Source organism: Streptomyces nogalater, from assembly GCF_039532885.1.
Classification (GTDB): Bacteria; Actinomycetota; Actinomycetes; order Streptomycetales; family Streptomycetaceae; genus Streptomyces; species Streptomyces nogalater.
The window spans coordinates 1-1,161 of sequence record NZ_BAAASM010000049.1; the positions used below are offsets into that span (position 1 = coordinate 1).

The 1,161-nt window shown below is 68.8% G+C and carries 1 protein-coding gene and 2 pseudogenes; 1 reads left to right on the plus strand and 2 read right to left on the minus strand.

Going from position 1 to position 1,161, the window contains the following annotated elements; all coding sequences use genetic code 11:
• Together ABD350_RS28535 and ABD350_RS28540 are read right to left on the minus strand one after the other, a co-directional pair.
• A pseudogene (locus ABD350_RS28535) lies at window positions 1-319 on the minus strand (XRE family transcriptional regulator); the annotation flags it as partial.
• Between the two features lie 9 nt (window positions 320-328).
• Window positions 329-745: pseudogene (locus ABD350_RS28540) on the minus strand (transposase); the annotation flags it as partial.
• Here ABD350_RS28540 and ABD350_RS28545 point away from each other — a divergent pair.
• Window positions 726-1,161: replication initiator (locus ABD350_RS28545; protein WP_344351521.1), on the plus strand; the 436-nt coding region annotated here is incomplete at its 3' end. The pseudogene ABD350_RS28540 and the gene ABD350_RS28545 sit on opposite strands and share 20 nt — an antisense overlap.

Here is a 1,161-nt window from a genome sequence, read left to right on the forward strand (position 1 = left end):
GCCCGAACTTCTCCTCGGTGCCGCGCTGTTGGACGTTCGGGCTGTCCGGGTCGCCGACTGCGATACGAACCGCACACCCATCGGCGGCTCGTTCTCGCAGCAGGTCGTTGAGCCGCGGGTACGCCTCGTGCAGGAAAACAGCGGCGTACACCAACACGTCGATCCGCTCGCGGGCCTGGGTCAGCATGTCCACGAAGGTCGACACGGGGATGTCTGCCCGCTGGTCGTAGAGGGCCACAAGTTCCGGGCTGACGGCGCGGGCGGGGCGTGCCTGCCGGAGCGCAGGCCATAGAGCGTGCACGTCTTCTCCTAGGACTTGTCCGGGCGATCAAGTTCGCAGCCAGATGATCAGGGCTGCCGCTGTGGCGGTGCCGAGGAAGACGTACCCGCGTTTGTCGTAGCGGGTGGCGACTGCCCGGGACTGCTTCAGCCGGTTGATCGCCCGCTCGACCGTGTTGCGTTTCTTGTAGCGGTCTTCGTCGAAGCCGGGTGGCCGTCCGCCACGCGAGCCCTTCCGCAGGCGGGCGGCCTGGCTGTCGGTCTTCTCGGGGATCGTGTGGCGGATGCCCCGCCGTCGCAGGTACTCGCGGCAGGGTCCGTTGCTGTAAGCCTTGTCGGCCGCCAGGCTGTCGGGTTTCTTGCGCGGCCTGCCCGGTCCGGTCCGGGGGACGCGGATCTTTTCAAGGACCGGCTTGAACTGGGTGCAGTCCGCCCTCTGCCCGCCGGTGACCACCACCGACGCAGGTCAGCCCCGCCCCTGCGCCTGCGGCACCACCCACACCAAAGAGGCACCGGAACTCGGCACCCCGCTGAACCCGACCACCTACGACTACACGGGCGCCGTGCTCTGGAACGCCCACGCCGGGCAGCTCTGGGCACGCTTCACCACCTACCTGCGCCGCGCCCTGGCCGAACACCTGGGTATGACGCAGAAGGCACTGAACGCCGCTCTCCGCGTCTCCTTCGCCAAGGTCGCCGAGTACCAGAAGCGCGGCCTGGTCCACTTCCACGCCGTGATCCGCTTCGACGGACCCGACGGCCACACCACCACGCCCCCGCCCTGGGCCACCTTCGATGCCCTCACGGCCGCAGTGCGAATGGCCCGGGAACGTGCCCGGCTCACCGTCGAGTCCGACGCCATCGGCGAACGCGTCATCACCT